The organism is Streptococcus mitis (assembly GCF_002096925.1).
Lineage (GTDB): Bacteria > Bacillota > Bacilli > Lactobacillales > Streptococcaceae > Streptococcus > Streptococcus mitis_AF.
Genome location: NZ_NCVN01000033.1, coordinates 1 through 18,896 on the forward strand (window position 1 = coordinate 1; position 18,896 = coordinate 18,896).

14 protein-coding genes are annotated in these 18,896 nt (G+C 40.6%); 3 read left to right on the forward strand and 11 right to left on the reverse strand.

Annotation, left to right across the window (positions count from 1 at the left end):
* Nucleotides 1-145: 145 nt before the first annotated feature.
* Nucleotides 146-2,470 carry a formate C-acetyltransferase gene (gene pflB / locus B7692_RS06255; protein ID WP_000260631.1) on the reverse strand — a complete coding sequence of 775 codons (2,325 nt, stop codon included), beginning with the start codon at nucleotides 2,468-2,470 and terminating at the stop codon, nucleotides 146-148.
* Between the two features lie 238 nt (nucleotides 2,471-2,708).
* Here pflB and dinB point away from each other — a divergent pair, with 238 nt between their 5' ends.
* Entirely contained in the window at nucleotides 2,709-3,770 is a 1,062-nt protein-coding gene (dinB, locus tag B7692_RS06260; RefSeq protein WP_084930234.1) for a DNA polymerase IV, read from the forward strand.
* Nucleotides 3,771-3,802: 32 nt separating this feature from the next.
* Here dinB and B7692_RS06265 read toward each other — a convergent pair whose 3' ends face one another.
* Complete coding sequence (locus B7692_RS06265) at nucleotides 3,803-4,648, reverse strand: undecaprenyl-diphosphate phosphatase (protein WP_084930235.1); 846 nt, start codon at nucleotides 4,646-4,648, stop codon at nucleotides 3,803-3,805.
* Between the two features lie 60 nt (nucleotides 4,649-4,708).
* On the reverse strand, nucleotides 4,709-6,598 hold the full coding sequence (locus tag B7692_RS06270; RefSeq protein WP_084930236.1) for a DUF2207 domain-containing protein: 1,890 nt from the start codon (nucleotides 6,596-6,598) through the stop codon (nucleotides 4,709-4,711).
* 138 nt (nucleotides 6,599-6,736) lie between these two features.
* Between B7692_RS06270 and B7692_RS06275 the strand changes: the two genes are divergently transcribed.
* Together B7692_RS06275 and B7692_RS06280 are read left to right on the forward strand one after the other, a co-directional pair.
* Nucleotides 6,737-8,302 carry an ABC transporter substrate-binding protein/permease gene (locus B7692_RS06275; RefSeq protein WP_084930237.1) on the forward strand — a complete coding sequence of 522 codons (1,566 nt, stop codon included), beginning with the start codon at nucleotides 6,737-6,739 and terminating at the stop codon, nucleotides 8,300-8,302.
* Nucleotides 8,302-9,042 (forward strand): amino acid ABC transporter ATP-binding protein, encoded by a 741-nt coding sequence (locus tag B7692_RS06280; RefSeq protein WP_000189477.1) that lies wholly within the window; start codon nucleotides 8,302-8,304, stop codon nucleotides 9,040-9,042. The genes B7692_RS06275 and B7692_RS06280 overlap by 1 nt, the downstream gene beginning before the upstream one ends.
* A gap of 90 nt (nucleotides 9,043-9,132) precedes the next feature.
* Here B7692_RS06280 and B7692_RS06285 read toward each other — a convergent pair whose 3' ends face one another.
* From B7692_RS06285 to rpsL, 8 genes are all read right to left on the reverse strand, one after another.
* A complete protein-coding gene (locus B7692_RS06285) occupies nucleotides 9,133-9,348 on the reverse strand; it encodes a capsule biosynthesis transcriptional regulator (protein ID WP_001130036.1) in 216 nt (71 codons plus the stop codon).
* A gap of 844 nt (nucleotides 9,349-10,192) precedes the next feature.
* Complete coding sequence (gene ilvA / locus B7692_RS06290) at nucleotides 10,193-11,443, reverse strand: threonine ammonia-lyase IlvA (RefSeq protein ID WP_084930238.1); 1,251 nt, start codon at nucleotides 11,441-11,443, stop codon at nucleotides 10,193-10,195.
* Between the two features lie 112 nt (nucleotides 11,444-11,555).
* Nucleotides 11,556-12,578 carry a ketol-acid reductoisomerase gene (gene ilvC / locus B7692_RS06295; RefSeq protein ID WP_000290683.1) on the reverse strand — a complete coding sequence of 341 codons (1,023 nt, stop codon included), beginning with the start codon at nucleotides 12,576-12,578 and terminating at the stop codon, nucleotides 11,556-11,558.
* 217 nt (nucleotides 12,579-12,795) lie between these two features.
* Nucleotides 12,796-13,272, reverse strand: coding sequence for an acetolactate synthase small subunit (gene ilvN / locus B7692_RS06305; RefSeq protein ID WP_001253803.1), 477 nt, complete (start codon nucleotides 13,270-13,272; stop codon nucleotides 12,796-12,798).
* Nucleotides 13,265-14,965 (reverse strand): acetolactate synthase large subunit, encoded by a 1,701-nt coding sequence (locus B7692_RS06310; RefSeq protein ID WP_033682350.1) that lies wholly within the window; start codon nucleotides 14,963-14,965, stop codon nucleotides 13,265-13,267. The genes ilvN and B7692_RS06310 overlap by 8 nt, the downstream gene beginning before the upstream one ends.
* A gap of 325 nt (nucleotides 14,966-15,290) precedes the next feature.
* Nucleotides 15,291-17,372: an elongation factor G gene (fusA, locus tag B7692_RS06315; protein WP_000090348.1), complete on the reverse strand. Its 2,082-nt coding sequence runs from the start codon at nucleotides 17,370-17,372 to the stop codon at nucleotides 15,291-15,293.
* Between the two features lie 306 nt (nucleotides 17,373-17,678).
* Nucleotides 17,679-18,149 (reverse strand): 30S ribosomal protein S7, encoded by a 471-nt coding sequence (gene rpsG / locus B7692_RS06320; protein ID WP_000087873.1) that lies wholly within the window; start codon nucleotides 18,147-18,149, stop codon nucleotides 17,679-17,681.
* A gap of 19 nt (nucleotides 18,150-18,168) precedes the next feature.
* Nucleotides 18,169-18,582 carry a 30S ribosomal protein S12 gene (gene rpsL / locus B7692_RS06325; RefSeq protein WP_001142332.1) on the reverse strand — a complete coding sequence of 138 codons (414 nt, stop codon included), beginning with the start codon at nucleotides 18,580-18,582 and terminating at the stop codon, nucleotides 18,169-18,171.
* Between the last annotated feature and the right edge of the window lie 314 nt (nucleotides 18,583-18,896).

Here is an 18,896-nt window from a genome sequence, read left to right on the forward strand (position 1 = left end):
GATAATCAGGCTTGGGAATCGCTATTGGGTTCACCGGTAGCGGATGCCCACGGAGGACTTACACCTCAGATGCACGACATGCCCGTCGTACCAAAAAGAAGAACTAGCTTTTAACTAGTCCTTCTTTGTATTATTTTATATAATCTTAACTCAATGCATCCAAGGCATCATCCATTGAAAGAACTTCGTGGAAGACACGTTGTGTCAATTCAGTTTTTTGTTCTGGAGTGAGGTATTTAGTGTTTACACAGTATCCAGAGATACGTACGATAACGTCTTCACCTGACATGATCTTTTCGTAAACATCGTTCAAGTCCATAACGTTCAAGTTAACGTGTTGTCCACCGTTTTCGAAGTAACCATCAAGGATTGTTACCAAGTTATCAACTTGTTCATCACGAGTCTTACCAAGAGCGCGAGGTGAAACTTGAGTAGTCAATGAGATACCATCAGCTGCATAACTAAAGTCAAGGCTAGAAAGTGAGTTCAAGTTTTGCAACCAGCCACCTTTAGCTTTGTTAGATGGGTTAGCACCTGGTGAGAAGAATTCAAGTTTAGACAAGTTCACAGAACCATCTTCGTTGAGGTATACACCTTTGTGGACTGGTGAGTTACCAGTTTGTTTAGAGTAAGCAACGTTAGATGTGATTGTCAAAAGTGATACTGTAGCTTCAGCGTCTTTGTAAAGTTTGTGGCTACGTAGACGAGTTGTGTAAGCTTCGATCAACCATTCTGCCAATTCGTTTGAACGTGGGTCATCTTCACCCCAACGTGGGTATTCACCGATTGTTTCGTAATCGTAGATATAGCCATTTTCATCACGGATTGGTTTAACTGTAGCGTATTTGATAGCTGACAATGTGTCAACAGTGTTGGCAAATCCACAGATACCGAATCCCATGTTTGCACGTTGTTTAGTTGGCAAGAAGGCCATTTGAACAGCTTCGTAGTTGTACTTATCAGTCATGTAGTGGATGATGTTCAAAGCATCTACGTAAGTGTCAGTCAACCAGTCAAGAGATTTTTCAAAGTTAGCTTTAACTGATTCAAATTCAAGAACTTCGTCACGGATTGGTTCGATGTCAAATACTTTGTAGTCTTTGTGAACATCGTCGTAACCACCGTTCAAACCAGTAAGAAGAGCTTTCAATACGTTTACACGCGCACCGAAGTACTGGATGTTGTGGCGTTGTTCTTCATTTTCTGGGTCAAGCGGAGACACACAGCATGAGATACAACTCATTTCACCATATCCGTCTTTAGCCATTGTTGTTACACCTTCGTATTGGATAGAAGAGTGTTTGTGGCTCATGTGCATACAGTAGCGACGGAAGTTGTATGGCAATTTATCAGTCCAAAGAACTGTCAAGTTTGGTTCTGGAGAGTTACCGATGTTGTCAAGAGTGTTCAAGAAACGGTAGTCCATCTTAGTAACACGGTGACGACCGTCGTTACCCATACCAGCCATAGAAGTTGTGATGAAGGTTGGGTCACCTGAGTACAATTGGTCGTAAGCTTTTGTACGAGCAAATTTAACTGTACGAAGTTTCATAACGAAATCATCAACGAATTCTTGGATTTCTGATTCAGTAAATGTACCACGAGCAAGGTCACGTTCTGCAAAGATGTCCAATACGATTGGTACACGTCCAAGAGATGTTGCAGCACCGTTGATAACACGGCAGACAGACATGAAGGCGATGTTAACCCATTGGATAGCTTCTTTAACGTTCATCGCTGGTTTGCGAACGTCAACTCCGTAAAGGTCACCCAAGCGAACAACTTGTTGCAATGCTTGGTATTGAAGATTGATTTCTTCACGAAGACGGATTGTTTCTTCATCGATTTCTTCGATTGCATTCCAGTCGTTTACTTTTTCTTGCATCAAGTAGTCTGCACCGTAAAGAGCAAGACGTGCGTAAACACCGATGATACGTCCGCGTGAGTATGCATCTGGAAGACCAGTTACAGTGTGAGCGTGACGAGCGCGACGAATGTTTGAAGTGTAAGCACGGAAGATACCGTCGTTAACTGTTGTTACGTATTTAGTAAAGATTTCGTGAACAGCTGGATCTGGTTCGTATCCATTTTCTTTCAAAGTAGTTTCAGCCATACGGATACCACCTTTTGGCATGAAGTTCAATTTGAAGAGTTCATCGTTTTGGATACCGAAGATAACTTCGTTTTCTTTATCGATAAATCCTGCTGGGATATCAGCGATAGATGTTGGACGAGTGTCCATTGGGAAACGAGTTTCTTCGTAGTGTGCTTTAGTTTCTTCTACAATTTTTTTGATGTGAAGTGAACGTTCTGTTGGTCCTGCAAGGAAGCTTTCGTCTCCATCGTAAGGTGTGTAGTTAGCTTGTACGAAGCGTGATACACTTGCTTTTTCTTTCCAATCTACGCCTTTGAAGCCTTCCCAAGCTTTGTCAAAAATATCTTGTGCTTCAACAACTGTCTTAACAACCATGTTAATGTCCTCTTTTTTCTTTCTAGTAACAGCCATCTGTTACATTCATGAGACAAGTATACCATACAGTAATCGTTTTCAACAAGTGATAAATCCCTATTTTTACACTTTCTTTTCTAAAACAGTCTATATTTTGTTCCGAACTGTATTATATTTTTGAAAAAAATAAAGTCCTTTTTTCTTTTTTTCAGAAAAAAGGGTATAATAAAAGAAAATAAGCAGTAAAAAGGTGCTAGGCATGTTGATTTTCCCCTTATTAAATGATTTGTCAAGAAAAATCATCCATATTGACATGGATGCCTTTTTTGCTGCGGTAGAAATCAGGGATAATCCTAAACTCAGAGGAAAACCTGTCATTATCGGCAGTGACCCTCGGCAAACAGGTGGACGGGGAGTCGTTTCTACCTGTAGCTATGAGGCACGAGCTTTTGGTGTCCATTCAGCCATGAGTTCCAAGGAAGCCTATGAGCGTTGTCCCCAGGCTGTCTTCATCTCAGGGAATTATGAGAAATACAAGGCTGTGGGACTCCAGATTCGAGCTATTTTTAAGCGCTATACAGATTTGATTGAACCTATGAGTATTGACGAAGCCTACTTGGATGTAACAGAAAATAAACTCGGTATCAAGTCAGCGGTCAAAATCGCTCGCCTCATTCAAGAGGATATCTGGCAAGAACTCCATCTAACTGCTTCTGCTGGCGTTTCTTATAACAAATTCTTAGCTAAAATGGCCAGTGATTATCAAAAACCACATGGTCTGACAGTGATTCTACCTGAGCAAGCTGAGAACTTTCTCAAACAAATGGATATTTCCAAGTTTCATGGAGTAGGAAAGAAGACAGTAGAACGTCTTCATCAAATGGGGATTTTTACTGGCGCTGATCTACTTGAAGTTCCTGAGGTGACCCTAATAGACCGCTTTGGCAGACTGGGCTATGACCTTTATCGAAAGGCTCGTGGCATTCACAATTCCCCAGTTAAATCCAATCGTATCCGTAAATCAATCGGCAAGGAGAAAACCTATGGAAAGATTCTCCGTGCCGAAGAAGACATCAAAAAAGAGCTGACTCTTCTATCAGAAAGAGTCGCTCTCAATCTACATCAACAAGAAAAAGCTGGAAAAATTGTCATTTTGAAAATCCGCTACGAGAACTTTTCAACTCTCACTAAACGAAAAAGTCTACCTCAAAAAACACAGAATGCTAGTCAGATAAGCCAAATATCCCTGCAACTCTATGAAGAATTAAGCGAGAAAGAAAGAGGTGTCCGCCTGTTGGGGATTACCGTGACTGGATTTTAAAACCTTGAAGAGCTGCCCCTTCAAGGTTTTTCTTATACAAATAAACGGACAAAACTGTAAAGTAGCAAAACACTACCAAGCACGATACGGTATTTACCGAAAAGGGTAAAGTCGTGTTTTTTCACATAACTTGTCAAGAAACGAATAGCGACCATGCTGACTGCAAAGGCTACTCCCATCGCAACCAAGAGCAAAAACAATTGCCCAAAGCTCAAGAGCTGTCCTGCTTTCACAAATTTGAAAATCTTTAATGCACTAGCTCCAAACATAACTGGAATTCCAAGATAGAAGGTAAATTCTGTCACAACAGAACGACTGGTTCCATTTAACAAACCACCGACGATTGTTGCCCCAGAACGGCTTGTCCCTGGTAAAAGGGCAAGAACTTGGAAGAGGCCGATATAGAAGGCTGTCGTATAAGGAAGCTTGTCCAACTCTGTTACACTTGGCTCGATAGCACGCGCTTTATTGCGCTTTTCCAAATAGATAAAGGCGATCCCATAGATAATCAACATGAGAGCAACAGAAACCATATTATGAAAGTGGGTATCAAACCAATCATCAAACTTAAATACTGCAAGCAAAGGTAAAGTGGCAACCAAGACCTTCAACCACAGTCTCCAAGTCTTACGAACTTCCTGCTTGTCTTTACTTGGTTTAAAGGGATTGAGCTTATTAAAGTAAATCACCATAACTGCTAAAATAGCACCAAGCTGAATCACGACATTAAACATGGACATAAAGGCTTCACTCTGATTTTGGTATTGGATAAACTCCTCTGCTAAAATCAAGTGCCCTGTACTGGAAATCGGCAACCATTCCGTAATTCCTTCAACAATCCCGAAGAAGATAGATTTTAAAATTTCAATAAGATACATAGATTACTCCTTTTTCTATCTTCCATTATAGCATATTTTTTCAGCCATTGATAGCTCTCTTTAAAAGGCGCCGATACTGCCGCCACCTCCGCCTCCAGAGAAGCCACCGCCAGAACTTCCACTTCCAGAAGATACAGAGTAGGTACTTGCTGTATTTGCGACGCTGGCATAATGGCTCATTTGCGCGCTTGAATGATAAAACATACCGTGCCAGCTATAATCTACATAGAGATTGATATCTTGATTTTCCACTTGAATCTGATGAACCTTCATCAAATGACTGACCTTGTCCGCATAGCCAAATAAGGTCGCATAGACCAAGAGACGATTCCAGACCACAATACTTTCCAATTCAGCCTGATCCAATCGTGCAATCTCACGCAACATATTTTCAAAACTGGTCCAGAGATAGTATACTTCTGCTCCTGCTTCATTTAGGACACCATCACGATTATCTAATCGAAGCTTCCAATAATAGAAAACAGCCAAAACCAAACCTAGAAAACCAAGTATTGGCAAGGGGATGTAAAGATAGCCATAAACATCCAAACTGTACAAGAACAAACCAAATCCGATAAATAGGGACAAGATAGTCAAGACACCCATACCTACTTGCAAGGCCTTTTCCCCACCAGTTAAAAGACGATAATAATCTGGAAGTCCCCAGAAGATAACCCGATTTCTCACTCCTTCTTGCATCTCTTTCAATACTTCTTCAAAAGAAGATTTGAGCTGACGCCCCTTTGCTTGAATCCGTTTTTCATCAGAAACTTTTGCTCTACGATAAAGACTATCAGATACCTTGTAATCCGCAAACAAATTGGAAAGAGTTTCTTCTTTTTTGCCTGAAAAAGCTAGATTTAGACAGTCTTTCTCAAAACTGGACAAACCGTCTTCTTTTACCAGTCTCAAGCCAACTGCATCTCCCTCTGAAATAATAGAGACATTTCCACGGTCAATCACATCTAACAAGGTAGCTTGAATAAGTTGGTCAAAGGTGAATTTGCCAGCTCCTTTGGTTAGAGGACTCACTTCATCTAAGGAAGTCGAGTAGACAGCCTCTGATAAAACCATAGGTTCTAATTCCATTGGTGGTTCATAGAGACGATGATTTTTGGCATATTTAACCGAAGGAGTGGTCTTTCTTCTATAGATGAAATAGAAGCAGACGCTCAATAACAGAGAGATGGAAAGTATGGAAGGAAACACCCAAGTAACGAGTTGTTTACTCTGATCTTTTTCTTTAAAAATCGAGTCTTCTATCTTATTAAACTCTTCTAAACGATTCCCTTTCAATCCCTGATCCCTAGCGCTAGCAAAATCGGTCCGAGGCCAATAGGCATGTAACTCAACTCCACGTTTAGCCGGAAGATTGTCTAAACGGATAGTATAATCAAGGTTACTCTTTTCAACCGTTCCCTCTCTAAAAAGTTTCCCTGTATGGAAAAAGAGTTTTTCAGCCCCCTTGTCTCCCCTTACATGAAATTCAAACTTCCCAATAGCCCCTGAACTATCTGTCAGAGGTTGCCAATTTAATTCAGCGATATCATCATAAAGGAAAAGCAAATTCTTTAAGTTCCAGATAAGGTCAATTTCAACTGTGTCGCCTTCCTGGCCTGGATTATAGACTTTAACAGTATAACCATCTGCTCCTTCTATCACTTCGCTAGTAACGTCTGCTAGTTCAGCACCATTTTTCGCAGCCTGAACCTTTGGATGAGGATCAATGTCAAATCCACTAGGCATCTTGCCTGCACGTCCAAGTCCCACGATTTGACCCTTAAAGTCCTCCTCAAACTGGTAAACTATCTTCTGTCTAAATTCTGCTGTATTGTCTGCATGAATATACAAATCACCTTGATAAGAGTTTATCTTGAAATCAATGGCAAAAACAGAGAATGGCAGAAGACAAAACAAGCCTAACACCAGTAAGAAAAAAGTTTTTTTCATCAACTAAGCCCCCTTTTTATCTTTGCTATCATTATATCATTTTTTCACAAGTAAGGGCTTACCTATATTGAAAAATAGATTTTTTTTCGATAAAATAGGAGACAGTTATTTTTTAATAGATTAGAAATAGGAGAAATCATGAGAAAAATATACTTATCTATTTTCACAAGTCTCTTGCTGATGCTGGGACTTGTCAATGTTGCCCAAGCCGATGAATATTTACGCATCGGGATGGAAGCAGCATATGCTCCCTTTAACTGGACTCAGGACGATGATAGCAATGGAGCTGTCAAAATCGATGGGACTAACCAGTATGCTAACGGATACGATGTTCAAATCGCCAAGAAAATCGCTAAGGACTTAGGTAAAGAACCTTTAGTTGTTAAAACCAAGTGGGAAGGTCTAGTCCCTGCCCTTACTTCTGGTAAGATTGACATGATTATCGCAGGTATGAGTCCAACTGCCGAACGCAAACAAGAAATTGCCTTTTCAAGCAGCTACTACACTAGCGAACCAGTTTTGCTTGTCAAAAAAGATTCTGCCTACGCAAGTGCTAAATCTTTGGATGACTTTAACGGTGCGAAAATCACTTCTCAACAAGGTGTCTACCTTTATGACTTGATTGGTCAAATCCCAGGCGCTAAAAAAGAAACTGCCATGGGAGACTTCGCTCAAATGCGCCAAGCACTTGAAGCTGGTGTTATCGATGCTTATGTTTCTGAACGACCAGAAGCTCTGACTGCTGAAGCTGCTAACTCTAAGTTCAAGATGGTTCAAGTAGAACCAGGTTTCAAAACTGGGGAAGAAGATACGGCTATTGCCATTGGACTTCGTAAAGATGACAATCGTATTAGTCAAATCAATACCAGCATTGAAACCATTTCAAAAGACGACCAAGTTGCCTTGATGGATCGTATGATCAAAGAGCAACCTGCCGAAGCTACAACAACTGAAGAGACTAGCAGTAGTTTCTTTAGCCAAGTCGCTAAAATTCTTTCTGAAAACTGGCAACAACTTTTGCGTGGTGCTGGTGTCACTCTTTTAATCTCTATCGTCGGAACCATCACAGGTCTCATTATCGGCCTTGCCATTGGTGTTTTCCGTACTGCTCCTCTCTCTGAGAATAAAGCCATTTATGGCCTACAAAAACTAGTCAGCTGGATCCTCAACGTCTACATTGAAATTTTCCGTGGTACTCCAATGATCGTTCAATCGATGGTTATCTACTATGGAACTGCCCAAGCTTTCGGTATCAACCTTGACCGTACACTGGCTGCTATCTTCATCGTTTCAATCAATACCGGTGCCTACATGACCGAAATCGTTCGTGGTGGTATCCTGGCAGTTGACAAGGGACAATTTGAAGCTGCGACTGCTCTTGGTATGACTCATAACCAAACCATGCGTAAGATTGTCCTACCTCAGGTTGTCCGCAATATCCTACCAGCAACTGGTAATGAATTTGTCATCAATATCAAAGATACATCTGTATTGAACGTTATCTCTGTTGTCGAACTTTATTTCTCAGGAAATACCGTGGCAACGCAAACCTATCAATACTTCCAGACATTTACAATCATCGCCGTGATTTACTTTGTCCTCACCTTTACCGTAACACGTATCCTACGCTTCATCGAACGCCGCATGGACATGGATACCTATACTACAGGTGCTAACCAAATGCAAACGGAGGATTTGAAATAATGACACAAGCAATCCTTGAAATTAAACACCTCAAAAAATCCTATGGACAAAACGAAGTGCTAAAAGACATTTCTCTGACTGTCCACAAGGGAGAGGTCATCTCTATCATCGGAAGCTCTGGAAGCGGAAAATCAACCTTCCTACGCTCCATTAACCTCCTTGAAACGCCAACTGATGGACAAATCCTTTATCATGGACAAAACGTCCTCGAAAAAGGCTATGACCTCACGCAATACCGTGAAAAGTTGGGAATGGTTTTCCAATCCTTTAACCTCTTTGAAAATCTCAACGTGCTTGAAAACACAATTGTCGCTCAGACAACTGTCCTTAAACGCGAACGTACAGAAGCTGAAAAGATTGCCAAAGAAAACCTAGAAAAGGTCGGCATGGGGGAACGCTACTGGCAAGCCAAACCAAAACAACTCTCAGGTGGTCAAAAACAACGTGTGGCCATCGCTCGTGCCCTTTCAATGAATCCTGACGCCATTCTCTTTGATGAACCAACATCAGCTCTCGATCCAGAAATGGTTGGAGAAGTCCTCAAAATCATGCAAGATCTGGCTCAGGAAGGCTTGACTATGATTGTCGTAACCCACGAAATGGAATTCGCCCGTGACGTCTCTCACCGTGTTATCTTTATGGATAAGGGTGTGATTGCTGAAGAAGGCAAACCAGAAGACCTCTTCACCAATCCTAAAGAAGACCGTACAAAAGAGTTCCTTCAACGCTATCTCAAATAAAAAGAAAAGGCTGCATCAACCGTGCAGTCTTTTTACTAGCCAAAAAATGAAAAGGCAGACCCTATTCAAGAATCCGCCATCATCCAAAGATTAATCTTCAAATTTTTCATGATTTTTTTCATAGAAATCAATTAAACCTAGAGCTGTTTCAAATGAAATATTTTTTACTTTTGCACGCCCCTGAGCTAGAGCAATGATAGACATTTCACGCGCATTCGTTTCTTTAGAGATACGGTAGCCTGTGATTTTCTTATCACGAACCCAGCCAACAACTGATTCTACTTTTTCAAAGTTTGACTTAGCCATGTCCTTCTCCTATTTTCTTCTTTACGATATTTAATTGTATACGTTTTTATGTGTTTTGTCAATAAAAAAACATATATTCAATAAAATTAATGATTTATTTTTCTGTTACTATCTTATTAAAGCCGATAATATATAGGTTTTTACTTACTATAAACCATTAGTAAATACCTTTAAAATAATTGTATTATTAACTCTTTTGTTTGTAAAAATATTCATAATTTACAAATGCCAGTTCGGGATAGGTTAGACAGGTTTTATCTTCAACTTTATTCTATTTATCCAACTTTAAAACAATATTTCTAATAGTGAAAGACTTTCTCTCCACACTATTACTAACTATTATTTCTCTTCTCCTTCTTTGATATTCTTCCTGCCTTTATAAGCACTTTTCACTTGATCAACTGGTACTATTTATTTACTTTATCAATATTCCTTTTTATTTCTTCAAACCTATAAAAAGATGAGTAGTTAGGAGACAATAGTATCCTATCTTCTAACATTTTCCACTGTTTTTATCTTCTTAGTATCTTATCACTCTTCTCAGTTAACTCAGTATAAGGATTCTCATTAGTATTGATTATTTTTTCTAATTCCTATTATATTTAACCAAATTTCAGATTAGACATATATAAAATAGTGGATTCTAAAAATACGCCTTATATATAACAAGTAATTTTACTCCCTTACTATAAACTGAATCAAAAAAACATAGGTACTATAATGACTTGTGATAGAAATAGCGTAATCGATTTCCTAAGTCCATAGGAATCGCCCCCTTTCTTCACCCTCATTATAGCACCTATACATCAGTTGTGCAAATAATATGATATTTTTTTATTAGTCCTCAAACAAGCATATTATAGAGCGTTTCGTTACCATTTAAGTTAATATAAGCTGGATCAAAACCTTCCATTCGACGAATCAAGCCTGCATAATCATGCTTATCTGCCAAGGCAATCCCAATCAATACTGGGCCTGTCCCCTTGCTAGCTCGTTTGATATACTCAAAACGTGTGATATCATCATTTGGCCCCAAGATATCATTTACAAACTCACGCAAAGCCCCCGGACGCTGTGGAAAATTAACCACAAAGTAATGCTTGATCCCATCATAAATCAAGGCACGCTCTTCCATTTCCGGCATACGGTTGATATCATTATTTCCTCCAGAAATGATACAACAAATGGTTTTCCCCTTGATATATTCAGCCAAAACCTCTAAAGAAGCGATACTAGCAGCTCCAGCAGGTTCTGCGACAATCCCTTGCTTAGAGTAAAGGTCAATCAAGGTTTCAGAAATCAATCCCTCATCGACACCTACCAAAGTTTGAACATGTTGACGAGTTGCTTCATAGGTCAACTGACCTACCTTTTGCACAGCAATCCCATCCGCAAATTTGTCAATTTCTTTGAGTTTAACAGGTCCACCAGCTTCAAAAGCAGCCTTCATGGAACGCGCTCCATTAGCCTCTACCCCAATGACTTCAATTTCTGGACTTGTTTCCTTGATATAGGTAGAAACCCCAGCAATGAGACCGCCACCACCAACAGGAACCAAGACAGCATCAAAATAAATCGATTCTTTTCGAGCTTCTTCTAAAATCTCATAAGCAACTGTCCCTTGACCAGCTTGAACATGGGCATCATCAAAGGGATCAATAAAGGTACGATTTTCAGAAACTGTAAATTCTTGAGCTGCTTTAGCAGAAGCATCAAAAGTATCTCCAACTAGTTTAATAGTTACGAAGTCCCCACCAAAAAAGCGAACTTGACCAATTTTTTGTTGCGGAGTAGTAATGGGCATAAAGATAGTAGCAGGAATCTTCATTTCATTACAAGTATAGGCAACTCCCTGTGCATGATTCCCCGCAGAGGCACAGACTACCCCACGCTCACGCTCTTCCTTGCTGAGCTGCGAAATGGCATAATAGGCACCACGAATTTTAAAAGAACGAACACGTTGAGCATTTTCCTTTTTCAAATAAATCTTAGCACCATACTTCTCCGATAAATAATGGTCGTAATCCAGTGGGGTATTCACAACCACACCGTTCAAGACTTTATGAGCCTTGATTATATCTTTTGAACTTAACATCATTTTCTCCTAGACTATTTCAAACTTATCGTAATCCATCTTTTAAAAAGAGATGAATTGATTATAAAAGCGAGTTAGTCCCCCAACTCGCCTTCACCTTAATTTCTATCAATTAGTTATAGATTTTGAATGCATCGTCGTCATTTTTACCAACGAAAGGCATTGCTTTACGCAATTCTGCACCAACTTTTTCAATTTCAAGGTTAGCTGCTTGTTCACGGTAAGCAGTCAATTTGGGACGTCCAGCTTTATAGTCATTTACAAAGTCATTTGCAAATTTACCATTTTGGATGTCTGCCAAGACAGCTTTCATATTTTCTTTAACTTGCTCAGTAATCACACGTGGACCTGATACATAGTCACCGTACTCAGCAGTGTTTGAAATTGATTGACGCATTTTCTTGAATCCACCTTCGTAGATCAAGTCAACGATCAATTTCATTTCGTGAAGAACTTCAAAGTAAGCCAATTCTGGAGCGTAACCTGCTTCTGTCAAGACTTCGAAACCTGCTTCGATAAGGGCAGTCAAACCACCACAAAGTACAGCTTGTTCACCAAACAAATCTTCTTCAGTTTCTTCTTTGTATGTTGTTTCAAGAAGACCTACACGAGCCGCTCCAACACCTTTACACCAGTCCATAGCAATGTTTTTAGCATTTCCTGTTGCATCTTGATATACTGCGTAAAGAGCTGGAACACCAAATCCTTCTTCATAAGTACGACGTACTAAGTGTCCTGGTCCTTTAGGTGCACACATGAAAACATCTACATCCGCAGGAACTTTGATAAATTCAAAGTGGATGTTGAAACCGTGAGCAAATCCAACTGCGTTTCCAGCTTCCAAGTTTGGAGCGATTTCTGCTTCGTACAATTCTTGTTGGATTTCGTCTGGTGCCAAAATCATGATAACATCAGCCAATTTAGTAGCTTCTGCTACTGTATAAGTGTCAAATCCATCTTCTTTTGCTTTATCAAAAGATTTACCTGGACGTACACCGATGATGACATCACGACCTGAGTCACGCAAGTTTTGAGCATGCGCATGTCCTTGTGAACCATAACCGATAACGGCGATTTTTTTACCGTCAAGTGCTGCTACTTTAACATCTTTTTCATATTCCATTTGAACTGCCATAGTTTTTCTCTCTTTTCTATTATTTATTGCCTTTTAGGCTGGTTTAACAAATTTAAAATATTTTTATACTCAATGAAAATCAAAGAGCAAACTAGGAAGCTAGCCGCAGGCTGCTCAAAGCACTGCTTTGAGGTTGTAAATAAGACTGACGGAGTCAGTAACATATACCTACGGCAAGGCAAAGCTGACGTGATTTGAATTTGATTTTCGAAGAGTATTAATCGCGGGTGAATCCAGTTGCACCCGTACGAGCGATATTGCGAATACCGTATGGTCGAATGACTCGCAATAGAGCTTCACTCTTTTCAGCATTTCCTGTCATCTGAATGGTAATCGAGCTTGGCGCTACGTCTACCACTGTTGCACGGAAAGGTTGAATAATCGCTAGAATCTCAGCTCGCTTCTCAGCTGGCGCTGACATCTTAACCAAAATTACCTCGCGCTCCAAATGAGGCTTGTCTGTAATATCACGAATGCGAATCACATCAATCTGACGATTGAGCTGTTTGATAATTTGCTCCACCTCATCATGTGAAGCAACATCAATAATAATGGTGATACGCGATACATTCGGATCTTCTGTTGCTCCAACAGAGATACTTTCGATATTAACCTGACGACGAGACAGGACACCGGTAAAGCGATTGAGGACTCCTGATCGATTCTGTAGTTTTGCTGTTAACATTCTACGCATGGAACTTCACCCCCAACATCTCATGATTACTCTTACCAGCTGGTACCATCGGTAACACCTGTTCCTTACGAGAAATATCTACCTCGATTAGCATAGGAACATTCTCAGTGATGACTTCAAGGTCTTGGGCCAAGGTCTCAGGATTGTCAAACTTATAGTTTTTAATGCCATAAGCCTGTGCCATCAGTTGGAAATCAGGAAGGGTATCAAAGACTGACTCTGACGTTCTACCTTCATAGAAGGATTCCTGCCACTGGCGGACCATTCCAAGTGAGTGGTTGTTCAGCATAACCACCTTGATTGGCACCTTGTAAATGTTCAAAATAGCCAATTCCTGGTTAGTCATTTGGAAACCACCATCCCCAACAAACAAGACTACTTCCTTATCTGGGTTAGCAATTTTAGCTCCAATTGCTGCTGGAATTCCAAATCCCATCGTTCCCAAACCACCTGAAGTCACTAACTGACGTTCATTTTGGTAGGGATAATACTGAGCTGTCCACATTTGGTGTTGACCAACGTCTGTTACCACAATGGCATCTCCATTCGTCAATTCACCAATTCGTTCAATAACAGCTTGCGGCTGAACCACACGCTCTTTCTTATCATAAGAACGAACGCGGTTCTTGTCTTTAGTAACTTTTTCAATCCATTTTTCAGTATTGTTATGAACTGTTGGTTCGGCCAGCAACATTTGCAAGGCTTTCTTAGCATCTCCAACTACAGGAATATCTGCACTGATAATCTTGCCAATCTCGGCTGGGTCAATATCAATGTGGGCAACCTTGGCATTCTTAGCGAAGGTCTTAGGATTCCCCGTCAAGCGGTCATCAAAACGACAACCAATACTAATCATAAAGTCCGCTTCCGTCATGGCAATATTAGCTGCGAATGACCCGTGCATGCCTCCCATTCCAAGGAAGAGTGGGTGACTCGTTGCAATCGTTCCTTGTCCCAAAAGACTGGTTACCACTGGAATTTGATAGCGTTCTGCAAATTCATTTAATTCTGCAGCAGCTTCAGCATAACTAATCCCACCACCAGCAAGCAAGACTGGCTTTTTAGCCTTGGATAATTGCTTCAAGATTTTCTTAATTTGCATATCATTTGGCTCAAGAGTTGGCTGATAGCTTGGTAGGTTCACTTCTGGTGAATAGATGAAGTCGGTTTCTAAAGCAGATACGTCTTTAGGTAGGTCAATTACGACCGGCCCTGGTCGACCTGTAGTTGCGATATGAACAGCTTCCGTAATGATACGAGGAATATCAGCTGTCTCACGAACTTGATAATTGTACTTAGTGATTGGCATGGTGATTCCCACGATGTCTGCCTCCTGAAAGGCATCCTTCCCAATCCCTGCTCGCGCCACCTGACCTGTAAAGACCAAAAGAGGAACACTGTCGCTCATAGCATCTGCAATCCCTGTAATGGCATTTGTTGCTCCCGGTCCGCTAGTGACGACGGCAACACCCAACTTTCCAGTTGATTTAGCATAACCTTCAGCTTCATGCAGACAGCCTTGCTCATGGCGTCCTAGAATGTGGCGAATGCCTTTAAAATTATATATCGCATCATAAAAAGGCAAGACTGCACCACCTGGATAACCAAAGATGGTATCAATTCCTAAATCACGAAGTGTTTCCAAAACTAGGTCCGACCCCGTCTTAGGAGATTCTAAACTGATTTTCTCCATTGTTCCCCTTTCTCTTCACTTAAAAATAACTTGTTACTATCATACCATTTTTTCAAAAATTTTCAAGACAAAAGAAGAAATTTTCTGAATTTTCTATTTTAACGTTTATTTATGAATATTCTCTTTTTTTTATAAGTTTTTAAAAGGTAATTTATATTCTTTTTCAACTTATTTCTATTTATAATTATATATTTCTTCCGCAAATTACTTTAACTCATTTTTATATGAAATTTTTATGAGTGCATGTTTTCAGAATCTATAAAATTTATCGGAACTATCCAAAAAAGGAAGCCACTAAGTGACTTCCTTCTAGAGTGAGGACTGATTAGTCTTCACCTTTGTTTTTCTTAATGATTTCTTCTTGTACTGACTTAGGTACATCTTCGTAGTGGTCAAATACCATCATGAATGTACCACGTCCTTGAGATGCAGAACGAAGAACTGTTGCATAACCGAACATTTCAGCAAGTGGAACGTAAGCACGAACGATTTGGCTGTTACCATGTGCTTCCATACCATCTACACGTCCACGACGAGCAGTTACGTGACCCATAACATCACCAAGGTTTTCTTCTGGAACAGTGATTGTTACAAGCATCATTGGCTCAAGGATAGCTGGTTGCGCTGATTTAGCAGCTTCTTTAAGGGCAAGTGAAGCCGCAATCTTGAAGGCAGTTTCAGATGAGTCGACATCGTGGTATGAACCATCGTAAAGCTTAGCTTTAACGTCAACCATTGGGTAACCTGCAAGAACACCGTTAGCCATAGATTCTACCAAACCTTTTTCAACCGCTGGGATAAATTCACGAGGAACCACACCACCGACGATTGCGTTTTCGAATTCGAATCCTTTACCTTCTTCGTTTGGAGTAAATTCAATCCATACATCACCGAATTGACCTTTACCACCAGATTGACGTTTGAAGAATCCACGTGCTTGAGTAGAAGCGCGGAATGTTTCACGGTAAGATACTTGAGGAGCACCTACGTTCGCTTCAACTTTGAACTCACGACGCATACGGTCAACAAGGACGTCAAGGTGAAGCTCACCCATACCAGAGATAACTGTTTCACCAGTTTCAACGTTTGTTTCAACGCGGAATGTTGGATCTTCTTCAGCCAATTTTTGAAGGGCGATACCCATCTTGTCTTGGTCAGCTTTAGATTTTGGCTCAACCATCAATTGGATAACTGGTTCTGGAACGTTGATTGACTCAAGGATGATTTTAGCTTTTTCATCTGTCAATGAGTCACCAGTTGTAGTATCTTTCAAACCAACGGCAGCAGCGATATCACCTGAGTAAACAGTGTCGATTTCTTGACGGCTGTTAGCGTGCATTTGAAGGATACGTCCGATACGCTCACGTTTACCTTTAGAAGTGTTCAATACGTAAGAACCTGATTGAAGAACACCTGAGTAAACACGGAAGAATGTCAAACGACCTACAAATGGGTCAGTCATGATCTTGAAGGCAAGAGCTGCAAATGGCTCTTCGTCAGATGCTGGACGAGTTTCTTCTTCGTCTGTATCTGGGTTGATACCTTTGATCGCTGGGATGTCAAGTGGGCTTGGAAGGTAGTCGATAACCGCATCAAGCATCAATTGAACACCTTTGTTCTTGAAGGCAGAACCACACAATACTGGGAAGAATTCAACGTTGATAGTCGCTTTACGGATACCAGCTTTCAATTCTTCGTTAGTAATTTCTTCACCTTCGAGGTATTTCATCATCAATTCTTCGTCAGTTTCAGCAACTGCTTCGATCAATTTTTCACGGTATTCTTGAGCTTGGTCAAGGTATTCAGCTGGAATATCTTCTTCAAGGATATCTGTACCAAGGTCGTTAGTATAGATTTCAGCTTTCATCTTGATCAAGTCGATGATACCACGGAAGTCATCTTCAGAACCGATTGGCAATTGGATTGGGTGTGCATTTGCTTGAAGACGATCATGAAGTGTGCTTACAGAGTAAAGGAAGTCAGCACCGATTTTGTCCATTTTGTTGGCAAATACGATACGTGGAACTCCGTACTCAGTTGCTTGACGCCAAACTGTTTCAGTTTGAGGTTCAACACCTGATTGTGAGTCAAGAACGGTAACCGCACCATCCAATACACGAAGAGAACGTTGTACTTCGATTGTGAAGTCCACGTGTCCTGGTGTGTCGATGATGTTTACGCGGTGGTTGTTCCATTGAGCTGTTGTCGCAGCAGATGTGATAGTGATACCACGTTCTTGCTCTTGCTCCATCCAGTCCATTTGTGACGCACCTTCGTGAGTTTCACCGATTTTGTGGATTTTACCAGTGTAGTAAAGAATACGCTCAGTAGTTGTTGTTTTACCAGCATCGACGTGAGCCATGATACCGATATTACGAGTTTTTTCAAGTGAAAATTCGCGTGCCATGAGGTTTGTTTCTCCTATTTATTTTTGATTTCTATTCTATTATAACACGATTTTAATAAAAACGGATAGGCAGGACCTACCCGTTCTCAATGTTTTCATGCTATTGTTGGTTTCAACTTACAAGCTGGTAAGTTGAGTTGTAGCTAAGAGCTGATCGAGCTCAATTGAACTCGGGCTAAAGTTAGTTAGCCGATTTGAGCTGGAACGGGATGCTGTGTGAAAAAGATAAACTTCCTTGTATTCATCGAATACTGCGTCAGTTTCCTATTTTCACCTTGCATCCTTACCGTTCCTAGCATCATGATTTTACCAACGGAAGTGTGCGAATGCACGGTTAGCTTCAGCCATGCGGTGAGTGTCTTCACGTTTCTTAACTGCTGCACCAGTGTTGTTAGCAGCATCCAAGATTTCTTTTGCAAGACGGTCTTGCATTGTGTGTTCACCGCGAAGACGAGCGATTGTTACCAACCAACGAAGTCCAAGTGTTGTACGACGTTCTGGACGAACTTCAACTGGGACTTGGTAGTTAGAACCACCAACACGGCGTGCACGTACTTCAAGTACAGGCATGATGTTTTCCATAGCTGTTTCAAATACTTCAAGTGCATCGTTTCCAGTAGCTTCTTTGATTTGCTCAAAGGCACCGTAAACGATTGAAGCAGCTGTACCACGTTTACCATCAAGCATAACGCGGTTGATAAGACGAGTAACTAGTTGTGAATTGTAAAGCGGATCTGGCAATACGTCACGTTTTGGAGCTCTATTTTTACGACTCATTTCTCTTTATCCCCTTTCCTTATGCTTTTGGACGTTTAGTACCGTATTTTGAACGGCCTTGTTTACGATCGTTAACACCTGCAGTATCAAGTGCACCACGGACGATATGGTAACGTACCCCTGGAAGGTCTTTTACACGTCCACCACGAAGAAGAACCACGCTGTGCTCTTGCAAGTTGTGTCCGATACCTGGGATGTAGGCAGTAACTTCGATAAGGTTGCTCAAACGTACACGAGCGAATTTACGAAGGGCTGAGTTAGGTTTTTTAGGTGTCATTGTTCCAACACGAGTTGCAACACCACGTTTTTGTGGTGAAGAAACGTTTGTTTGAACTTTTTTATGACTGTTGTAACCAACGTTCAAAGCTGGTGATTTAGATTTTTCTACTTTTGATTTACGCGGTTTGCGAACCAATTGGTTAATTGTAGGCATCTACATTCTCCTGTGTTTTTTTATTTTTGGTGATGATACACTTGGTGACAGCTATCATCTGTGTGTACTTTTGCAACATTTGTCAGCACGTCCCTGTACACTCTTGAGAGACCAAAAGTAAAAAGTACCGTCTATTATTGTAACAAAATTTTCCATTGGTTGTCAAGATATTTTTCTTTTTTTGTATGCGGTAGAATTTTTTAGGTAACTTCTCAAAGCAACTTCCACTTGGCTAGCCAAAGTGGAAATTAGTCTAAAACGGATTTTTATGGTGGAATTAAGTGTGAGACGTTTGAGTTAGAAATGAGGTCTAC